The following is a 526-nucleotide window of genomic DNA, read 5'->3' as shown; positions in this document are numbered from 1 at the left end:
GACCAGGCACCCGCCATGCCTGACGCCGACTACATCTTCCATGGGCTGGAGCAACGCTTCGACGTGCTGTCGAGCATGATGGAACGCCGCCAGGGTGACGCCATCGAACAGGGCAACATGCTGTTCCGCGATCTCGAGCGCAGGCTGGACGAGGTTGCTGACAGGCTCGACCAGCGCATGCCGCAGGTCGACAGCGTCGGCATCATGGAAGCCATCGATGCCCGCTTTACGGCGCTCGCCAAGCGCCTTGAAACGCGTGTGCCCGATCCCGCGGGCGAAGCGGCGATCCGCGGACTGGAGAGCCGGCTCGAAGACATTTCAAGCCGGCTGGACGCGTCGGCCGCACAGGTCGCCGGCATCGATCCGGCGCTGATCCGCAGCCTGGAAGCACAGGTTGCCGGCCTGTCGGCTCATCTTTCCAAGCCCAGCACCCCGCTGCCGGAATTCGAGGACATCAGCCCGCGTCTCAACGAAATTGAAAAGTCGCTCGCAGGAACCCGCGATTCCATTCTCGGCGCGGCGCGCG

Annotated in this window: 1 pseudogene; it reads left to right on the top strand. The window is 65.2% G+C overall.

The window, feature by feature from the left end:
- A pseudogene (locus ENZ74_RS33860) lies at positions 1-526 on the top strand (peptidoglycan-binding protein); the annotation flags it as partial.

Origin of the sequence: Mesorhizobium sp. M7A.F.Ca.CA.002.15.2.1, from assembly GCF_003998715.1 — a bacterium.
Classification (GTDB): Bacteria; Pseudomonadota; Alphaproteobacteria; order Rhizobiales; family Rhizobiaceae; genus Mesorhizobium; species Mesorhizobium ciceri.
Note: the sequence above shows the minus strand (reverse complement) of the source record. Positions and strands in the feature narration are given on the sequence as shown.